Source organism: Stenotrophomonas sp. P5_A8, assembly GCF_056400545.1.
Map to the genome: position 1 here is coordinate 1 of NZ_JBFULB010000153.1, position 9,207 is coordinate 9,207.

General features: G+C 68.2%; 5 protein-coding genes and 1 pseudogene. 2 read left to right on the forward strand and 4 right to left on the reverse strand.

Annotated elements, in window-relative coordinates:
* A pseudogene (locus tag AC1DQP_RS12065) lies at positions 1 to 122 on the reverse strand (RluA family pseudouridine synthase); the annotation flags it as partial.
* 406 nt (positions 123 to 528) lie between these two features.
* On the opposite strand from AC1DQP_RS12065, the gene AC1DQP_RS12070 reads away from it, so the two are divergent.
* Both AC1DQP_RS12070 and AC1DQP_RS12075 read left to right on the forward strand, forming a co-directional pair.
* On the forward strand, positions 529 to 4,074 hold the full coding sequence (locus AC1DQP_RS12070) for an Rne/Rng family ribonuclease (protein ID WP_478051670.1): 3,546 nt from the start codon (positions 529 to 531) through the stop codon (positions 4,072 to 4,074).
* A gap of 90 nt (positions 4,075 to 4,164) precedes the next feature.
* Positions 4,165 to 4,593: a hypothetical protein gene (locus AC1DQP_RS12075; RefSeq protein ID WP_457319335.1), complete on the forward strand. Its 429-nt coding sequence runs from the start codon at positions 4,165 to 4,167 to the stop codon at positions 4,591 to 4,593.
* Between the two features lie 82 nt (positions 4,594 to 4,675).
* Here the strand turns inward: AC1DQP_RS12075 and AC1DQP_RS12080 are convergent, their stop codons facing one another.
* The 3 genes from AC1DQP_RS12080 to AC1DQP_RS12090 all read right to left on the reverse strand — a co-directional run.
* Positions 4,676 to 5,605: an endonuclease/exonuclease/phosphatase family protein gene (locus AC1DQP_RS12080; RefSeq protein ID WP_478051671.1), complete on the reverse strand. Its 930-nt coding sequence runs from the start codon at positions 5,603 to 5,605 to the stop codon at positions 4,676 to 4,678.
* Positions 5,605 to 8,739 carry a discoidin domain-containing protein gene (locus AC1DQP_RS12085; RefSeq protein ID WP_478051673.1) on the reverse strand — a complete coding sequence of 1,045 codons (3,135 nt, stop codon included), beginning with the start codon at positions 8,737 to 8,739 and terminating at the stop codon, positions 5,605 to 5,607. The genes AC1DQP_RS12080 and AC1DQP_RS12085 overlap by 1 nt, the downstream gene beginning before the upstream one ends.
* Positions 8,740 to 8,786: 47 nt before the next feature.
* A partial coding sequence (locus AC1DQP_RS12090; RefSeq protein WP_478051672.1) for a carbohydrate ABC transporter permease occupies positions 8,787 to 9,207 on the reverse strand: 421 nt, incomplete at its 5' end.

Sequence of the window (9,207 nt, forward strand, 5' to 3'; positions counted from 1 at the left end):
CCCTTGAGCTGGCCGAGCAGGAAGTTGTCCAGGCGTTGCCCTGCCCGGTCGGCCGGGACAGTGAGGATACGTACGCTGGTCATGGCTTCAGCGGCTTTCGGGGTGGGCTCGGTAACGGTCATTGGCCTTTTATTCTGTTACACTCGGCGGGCGAGATAAGGGATTGATTTCGTTGGAAGTTGCTCTGGGCCAGAAGCCCGACTTCCCTCGATTCCGGCACAGTGCGCAGCCACCGCCCCCGGGGCGGCCATGTTAGCGGCTCACCGGCGGTCCCGGCCATCGCCGGATGCCTGACAAGCGTCTGAGCTGAAAAACATGTCCCTGTGGCGCTCCAGCCTGGCTGAAAGCTGCCTCCGGCCCCGTTACACCCAAACCAAAACAAATGAAGCGCTCCCGCGGCCTGCCGTGGTGTTGTAGCGCTGGAAACCCAAGCCGCCCTCCCCGCGCCTGCGCGATGGGCGACGAAGCGTGACCAGAAGCGAAACCCCATGGCGTTCCGCGCGGTAGCAGCGCGCGAGGAACGCAAGAATGAAGCGAATGCTGATCAATGCCACGCAGGCCGAAGAGCTGCGGGTAGCCATCGTGGATGGCCAGACGCTGTACGACATCGACATCGAACAGCCGTCCAAGGAACAGAAGAAGTCGAACATCTACAAGGGCCGCATCACGCGCCTTGAACCTTCGCTGGAAGCGGCCTTCGTCGAGTACGGTGCCGACCGCCATGGCTTCCTGCCGCTGAAGGAAATCTCCCGCGATTACTTCCAGGCTGGCGTCGACCCGAACAAGGCCGGCATCCGCGAGCTGCTGCGCGAGGGCCAGGAAGTGGTGGTCCAGGTCGACAAGGAAGAGCGTGGCAACAAGGGCGCCGCCCTGACCACGTTCATCTCCCTGGCCGGCCGCTACATGGTGCTGATGCCGAACTCGCCCACCGCTGGCGGCGTCTCGCGTCGCATCGAGGGTGAAGACCGCGCCGCGCTGAAGGAAGCGCTGGACAAGCTGAACATCCCCGACGACATGGGCGTGATCATCCGCACCGCCGGCGTCGGCCGTGATGCCGAAGAGCTGCAGTGGGACCTGGATTACCTGCTGCAGGTGTGGAAGGCCATCGCCGAAGCGGCGCTGACCAAGCCGGCCGCGTTCCTGATCTACCAGGAGTCGCGCCTGATCGTTCGCGCCCTGCGCGACTACCTGCGCGCCGACGTCGGCGAGATCCTGGTGGACACCCAGGAGCTGTACGACACCGCCCGTGAGTTCATGCAGCAGGTGATGCCGCAGACCCTGCGCAAGCTCAAGCATTACACCGACGACATCCCGCTGTTCAACCGCTTCCAGATCGAATCGCAGATCGAAGGCGCGTATGAGCGCAACGTGCGCCTGCCGTCCGGCGGCTCGATCGTGGTCGACCAGACCGAAGCGCTGACCGCCATCGACGTCAACTCCTCGCGCGCCACCAAGGGCAGCGACATCGAGGACACCGCCTTCCAGACCAATCTGGAAGCGGCCGAAGAAGTGGCCCGCCAGCTGCGCCTGCGCGACCTTGGCGGCCTGGTGGTCATCGACTTCATCGACATGGCCTCCAACAAGCACCAGCGTGAAGTCGAGAACCGCCTGCAGAACGCGCTCAAGTACGACCGTGCGCGCGTGCAGCTGGGCCGCATCTCGCGCTTCGGCCTGATGGAGATGAGCCGCCAGCGCCTGCGTCCGAGCCTGGGGGAATCCAGCCAGATCGTGTGCCCGCGTTGCGACGGCCATGGCCGCATGCGCAGCGTCGAGTCGATGTCGCTGTCGATCATCCGCGTGGCCGAAGAGCATGCGATGAAGGAGAACACCGGGCAGGTGCTGGTCCAGGCCCCGGTGGAAATCGCCAACTACCTGCTCAACGAGAAGCGCAGCGCCCTGCGCGAGATCGAACAGCGCCATGACGCGCCGATCGTGATCGTCGCCGACGAACAGCTGCATACCCCGCACTACGAAGTCACCCGCCTGCGCGAGAACGAGCTGGGCGAAGAAAGCGGCAAGCCGAGCTACCAGCGCGGCACCCCGCGCAAGCTGCCGGTACACGCGCTGACCAAGGCCCAGCTGAACATCCCGGCTGCCCCGGTGGTGACCCAGGTCAAGCACAGCCAGCCGGCCCCGGTGCGCGAAGCGCCGGAACCGGAAGCCGCGCCGATCCCGGTCGCCCCTGTGGTGGTGGCCGCACCGGCCGCCACCGGCGTGGTCGGTTGGCTCAAGCGCATCTTCGGCGGCGAGCCGGCCCCGGCCGCTGCACCGCAGCCGAGCGGTCGTCCTGTCCAGGACGGCAACCGCAACAACCGCAACAAGGATCGCAACAAGGACCGCAACGGCGGTCGTCGCGATGAGCGTGGCGAGCGTGGCGGCAACGGTCAGGGCCAGGCCCAGGGCCGTGGCAACAAGGACCGCGCCGAGCGTGGCGAACGTGGCGGCAAGAACGAGCGCCGCGACGAGCGTCGCCAGGACGTGGCCGCACCGGCCGCAGCCGCTGCACAGGTGCAGGCACCGGGCCAGGGCAAGCCGCGCGGTGAGCAGCAGCCCAAGCAGCCGCGTAACGAACAGCAGCAGCCCAAGCTGAAGCAGCCCCGCCAGAACCAGAACCCGCAGCAGCCCAAGCCGCAGCAGGGTGAGGGTGACAAGCCGGCCGCCAGCGAGAGGCCGGCCCGTCAGCCACAGGCCGATGCGCCCAGGCCGGTCGACACCGCCGCACCCGTCGCCGATGCCGCCGTGCTTGCCGCCGCGGCGGTGACCGGTGCCGACGGCGGCGCGCCGCATGCAGCCGTACAGCAGGACGACAGCGCCCCGCACGCAGCCTCCGCTGCGACCGAGGAAGCCGCGCTGACCACCGGTGAAGCCGGTGAGCAGACCGACGGCCCGGGCAATGCCGACGACGCCAACGGTGATGGCGGCTCGCGTCGTCGTCGCGGCCGTCGCGGTGGCCGTCGCCGTCGTCGTGGCAATGGCGACTCGGCAACGGGCAGCGAAGGCTTGAACGATGACGCCGGTCTGGACGACGACGGTGACGACCAGGATGGCGACCAGGACGGTGCAGATGCCGCCCGGGCCGAACGTCCGGCCGCCAACAACGGTCAGCCACAGCCGGAGTTCGACTTCGACGACGACAGCGGCAATGCGCCGGCCCCGACCGCACCGGTCCAGGCCCCGCGCCCGGCCCCGGTGGCTGCTGTCGCCGCCGCTGCACCGCTGGCCGTGGTGAGCAGCCCGGTGGTGACCGCCGGCCACGCCGAGGCCAGCCCGGCCCCGGAAGCGGCCGCACCGTCGTACACCGACCGCGTGCCGTTCGTGGAATCGCCGACGCCGGCGCCGGCCGTGGTGCAGACCCCGAAGCCGGCCGCCGCGCCGCATGCCGAAGCGCCGAAGGTTGCCTACGCTGCCCCGGTTGTCGAGACGCCGAAGGCGGTTGAAGCTGCTCCGGCTGTCGAGACCCCGAAGGCCGCTGAAGCTGCCCCGGTTGTCGAAGCCCCGAAGGCGGTTGAAGCTGCTCCGGTTGTCGAGGCCCCGAAGGCCGTTGACGCTGCCCCGGTTGTCGAGACCCCGAAGGCGGTTGAAGCTGCCCCGGTGGTCGAGACCCCGAAGGCGGTTGAAGCCGCTCCGGTTGTCGAGACCCCGAAGGCGGTTGAAGCTGCTCCGGTTGTCGAGACCCCGAAAGCGGTTGAAGCTGCCCCGGTTGTCGAGACCCCGAAGGCCGTTGAAGCTGCCCCGGTTGTCGAGGCGCCGAAGACTGTCGAGGCGGCACCCGCCGCCGTGACCGTCGACGCCAGCCACGAGGCCCGTCCGGTGCAGTCGAGCATGCTCGACGCCGCGGTCGATCCGATCCAGGCAGCGCCGGAAAAGGTGGCACCGGCTCCGGCCGCCCGTGTCGAGGCCACCCCGGTGGTGCACAACGGCCAGCTGTTCGGCACTGCCGCCAGTGACGCCCCGGCCAGCACCGATGCAGCTGCCCAGGCCGCACAGGCCGAGGCCCGCGAGGACATCCCGACCGATGTCGCGCAGACCGACGCCACCGACAAGCAGGATCAGGAAAAGAACGACAAGGCCTGATCCCGCCCACGCGGTACGCAACACCCAGACAGCGGCCTTCGGGCCGCTGTCTGCGTTTGGGGATCACGGAGGCTGTGGCATGCTCGGCCGATGCTGCGATCCATCTCCCTGCCCGCCTGTGTGTTGTTGCTCTGCACGGTGGCTGCGTGCCGCCCTGCCCCTGCGCCGGCACCTCCCCTCAGCGACGCGGCCATCGCGGTACGCGATGCATTGCCGGAGGATCGGTTCCGCGGCCAGCTCGGCGGCGCGCCCGTGGAACTGCTGGCGCGGGACTGCACGGTGTTCGGGGTCGCGCGCGGGCCTGGCCAGGACGTCACCTTGACCGAAGTGCTGGCGCCGGAGCCCTATCCGTTCTTTACCGGCTGCGAGCGGCAGTCGCTGCGCGAAGAGGACGGTGCAGTGATTGCGGTGCTGGGTCGACGTGCGTTCGGTGCGGGCGGCTGCTGCGCCACGGGCGGCACCTGGCGGACGCGCAATGGACAGTCCTGGGAGAAGATCAGCGGGCAGGCGATTCCGTAGCGCGTTTGCGTTTCCGGACACCGGGTGGAATGCGGCCACGCATGCCGTGGCTCTACCGGGCCGTCCGCCGCGTCGGCGCGTTTCAGGGCGTGCTGGCGGCCGGGGTGCCCGGCGACGGGGCGAACTGCAGGCGCGTCCACACCCCGTAGTGGTCCGATGCCCAGCGCCCTTCGGCGTAGGGCTGGTCGAACAGGATCTTCGCTTCGCGGGCGAGCAGCCGGTCCTGCTGGAAGAAAATGTGGTCGATGCGCGACGGCGCCTGGTAATAGTGCCGGTTGAGCGTACTGWCCTGGGCCAGTTCGTTGTTGACGTGCACGCTGCCGAAGCTGTCGCCGTACTGGTTGCGCAGCGCGCTCAGGTCGCCGGCATCCACCAGCGCGTTGAAGTCGCCGGCGATCACCACCGGGGCATCACCGGCGGTACCGGCAATGAAGGTGAGCAGATCGGCGACCTGTTCGGCACGGATGCGGCTGCCGGTTTCGTCCGAGCGTTCGTTGAGATGGGTGGCGTAGACATTCACCGGCCTGCCGTTCACGTCGATGCGCAGATGCGCGACGGTGCGGTAGTCGCCCCGCGGCGCGAGCAGATGGTCGTTGCGCGCCAGCACCTTGCGCCGGGTCAACAGCGCGTTGCCATAGCGCTTGAAGCGCCCCGGCGGATCGGTGGACACGAACTGGTAGTCGTAGCCGAGCCGGCGTGCCAGCCACGCGGCCTGGTTGCGCACGTTCGGCTTCTGGATCACTTCCTGCAGCGCGATCGCATCGGGGCGCAGCGCCTGCAGTTCGCGCAGGATCACCTTGCGCCGCGCCGGCCAGTTTTCCCGGTCGTGATGCAGGTTGAAGGTGACCATGCTCATGCCCGGCCCGGCGCTGGCCGCCGTACCCGGCGCCGTCGTGACCGCCGCAACCGGTGTCGGCTCGGCCGCGTGCACGACGCCGCTGAGCAGGCACGCCACGGCCAGGGCATGGACAAACGCACGGCGCGCGCGTGCAGTGAAAGCAGACGTCCGCATTACTGTGCCTTGCGTTCTGCGCGACGTACCGAAGACGGCACGTCGATCTCGACCTTGGCCGGCACCTGGGTGATGCGCAGCTCGCCATTCAACCACTGTGCCGGTTCGCCGTTGACCAGGGTGTCGCCCGGTTCGCCACTGTACGGCCAGCGCAGGATGACCCCGCCCTGCGGCGGCACCACGCCGGCCGCGACCTCCAGCACCAGCTGCTTGTCGCTACGGCTCAATGCGTAGCTGAGCTGCCCGTTCGGCGTACGCAGGCCTTTGATCGCCACGCCTTTGCCATCCAGCCAGCGCGACGGCACGCCGGCGGCGAGCACCAGGCTGTCGTCGACATCACGGTTGTAGGCGAACATGTCCAGCGCCGAGCGCACGAAGTCCGAGGCCACCCAGGCATGCGGCAGGTCGCCGACGAAGAACGGCTTGCGCGGGGTATGCGAGACCACTTCGGCCCACTGGTTCCAGGCCTGCGGCGCGCGGTCCTTGAAGAAGAACTCGGTGGCCTGCCAGGCGCGGTCGCGCCAGCCCAGGCGCACGAACGCGGCCACGTTGCGCCACTCGTAGGGGGTGTAGTCCTTCCACTCGCGCTTGCCGTCGCGGCGTTCCACGAACTGCGTCCAGTACCGCTCGAAGGTGTTGTCCAGGTACGGCTGTGGCAGGCGCCCCTGTTCGCCACCCGGGGCCAGCGCGATGGTGGTCGAGGTGGCGTCGAAATCGCCCAGCTCGGCCGAACCGGGCAGGTAGTCGATCTTGTGCTGGGCCACCGCCGCCTGCAGCGAGGCCGCGAGGTCGTCACGGAACTGGTCGCGCGAGGCGCTGATCTGCATGGCCTCGGCCTTGCCCAGCGTGCTGGCGATGATCGCCGCATCCTTGTAGCCGCGCAGCGCCCAGAAATTGTCCCAGTACGAGTGCATCGGCTTGGCCGAGTAGCCTTCGTGGCTGATCGACACCGGCATCATCCCGTAGAAGGCCGGATTACGCGCGCGGTTCTCCTCGGTGCGCTCGCTCAGGCGCAGCTGCTCCATGTAACCGTAGGCGCCCTGCACGTGCGGCCACATCGCCTCCAGGAAGGTGCTGTCGCCGGTATAGCGCCAGTACTCGGCAATGTTGAAGATCAGCTCGCCATGGCTGTCGTTCTCCGGCACCGGATCGCTGCCGCGCGCATCCACGCAGCACGGCACCTTGCCGTTGTCGAACTGATGCGGCGCATACCAGCTGACGTACTCGCGCACCGCATCGCTGCGGCCCATGCGCAGCAGGCCTTCGGAAATCATCGCCCCGTCGCGGATCCAGCTGCGCGAATACGACCGCGTGCCCGGCTGGATGCTCGGGCCGATCCGCGAGATCAGCATGTGCGCCAGCGCGGTGCGCAGGGTGTCGGCCAGCGGCTTGCCGGCGGCGGGCACCTGCAGGGTCACCTGGTCCAGCTTGGTGCGCCACATCGAGGCCACGGTCTGCTGCGCCTTGGCCGCGTCGAAGTCCTTGGGCATGGTCCACGCGCCGGTCTGCGGCAGCACCAGCGCGACCTCGCGGCTCTGGCCCGGTTCCAGCTTCCAGCGGTACACCAGTGCGCCGGAGGCCAGGCCGGTGGGATCGCGGACCTCGGTGGTGGTCGGCAGCTTGCCGCTGGCCAGGTGCACCACGTCCAGCTTGCTGTCGAAGGTGGTGGCGAAGGTGGCGTCCGGCGCCTGCGCCGGGTACACGCGCGGGGTGCCGTTGACCTCGACGTCGCTGGCCTCCACCGACAGGTTGTCGATGCGGCTGAAGCCGCCGACGGTGTTGAGGAACTGGGTGGGCGGATTGACCTGCCACGGGCGCACGGCCAGTGCCAGGGTGTATTCGTGGGCGACCTTGTCCGGGTTGCGCAGGGTGTAGCGACCGACCAGCTGCGCCTTGTCGGGGGTGCCCTGCACGAAGCCGGTGACCTGCAGCGCGGCCTTGTCGTGGCTCCAGTCGACGCTGGCGATGGGCAGGTAATCGTCCTGCAGCGACTGCCTGCTGGTCACATCGGCCCAGCTCAGCAGCTTCTTGCCGTCCACCAGCACGAACGGCTCGACGCTGAAGCTGGCCTTGGCCACTTCCAGCGCGCCGTCTTCGCCGATCAATGCCTGTTCGCGGCCACCATCCAGGCCCAGTAGCGTCCAGTACGGCTGTTCGCCGCTGAAACCGCGCGGCACCGAACCGCGTGGCAGGTCGGCACCGACCGAGCGGATGAAGTCATTGGGGGTGTCGGCGAAATCCAGCGGTTTCAGGCTGATATCGCGGATGCCGTAGCGCCAGCTGGGGCCGCCCTTGAGGTCGAAACGCAGGTAGCGCGCCTCGGTATCGGGCAGCGCCAGCCAGTCGCGGTCACCACCGCCACCGACCACCTCGCGCACTTCCTTCCAGCTACGGCCATCCTGCGAGGTGCGCACCACGTACCGGGTGGCTTCCAGTCCCGGCAGCCACTGGATGACCGCACCGCCGAACTCGCGCACCTTGTGCAGGTCCAGGCTGATGGTCTGCTCGGCCACGCCGCCGCTGATCCACACCGTGTCCGGTTTGCCGTCGGCGATGCGGCTCTGCAGTGCGGTGGCGGTGTCGGCGATCACCGACGGCGTCAACGCCGAGGTATCCATCGGCGGCAGGCCCTGCAGGGTCAAGCGGTCGAAGCACACCGTGCCCTTGCCGCCCACCTTGCTGTAAATCGTGAATTCGATCGCGGCGCTGCGGGCGAGCGTGGTTTCCTTGGACGGCCCCCAGGCCTTCTCGATCTGGCGCGCGCGGTACTGCGCGCTGCTCCACGCCTTGGGGAAGGTGTAGCCGGGCCGGTTGACCCACCACACGTTGTCACCGCTGGCGTCGATCAGCTTGAACTGCAGGTCGTTGGACGGGGAGTCGCCGCGCAGCTGCAGGCCGAACTGGTAGTTGGCCGGGTACTCGATGCCCAGCTCGCGGCGGATGCCGACGTAGCCGGAAACGTCGTGAAAATCGTAGTCCACGCACAGCGCGCGCCCGCCGCCACTGCCGACCACGCTGCGCAGCGAACCGCTGACCTGGTCGGACACCACCAGCTTCCACGGACTCATGTCGTCGAAGCTGTCCAGCACCTTCGGTGCCGGCAACGCTGCCGGCGCGGCGGCCGGGGCCGCCATCGACCACATCAGCCCAAGACCCAGACCCACCGCGACGACGGCATGTTTCACCCTTTGACACTCCCCAGCAGCAGACCTTGGATGTAGTAACGCTGCAATGCCAGGAACAGCAGCAGCACCGGCACCACCGTGACCACCGCACCGGCCATCATCATCTCCACGTCCATGATGTGTTCGCGCGACAGGGTGGCCAGGGCGACTGGCAGAGTGTAGTGCTCCTGGTCGGTCAGCACGATCAACGGCCACATGAAATCGTTCCAGGCGCCCATGAAGGTGAAGATCGACAGCGTTACCAGCACCGGCTTGAGCATCGGCAGCACGATCTGGAAGAAGATGCGCATCTCCCCTGCCCCGTCCATGCGCGCCGCTTCCAGCAGCTCATCGGGGATCGAGCGTGCGTACTGGCGCACCAGGAAGATGCCGAACACGCTGGCCAACGCCGGCACGACCACGCCGCCGAAGCTGTTG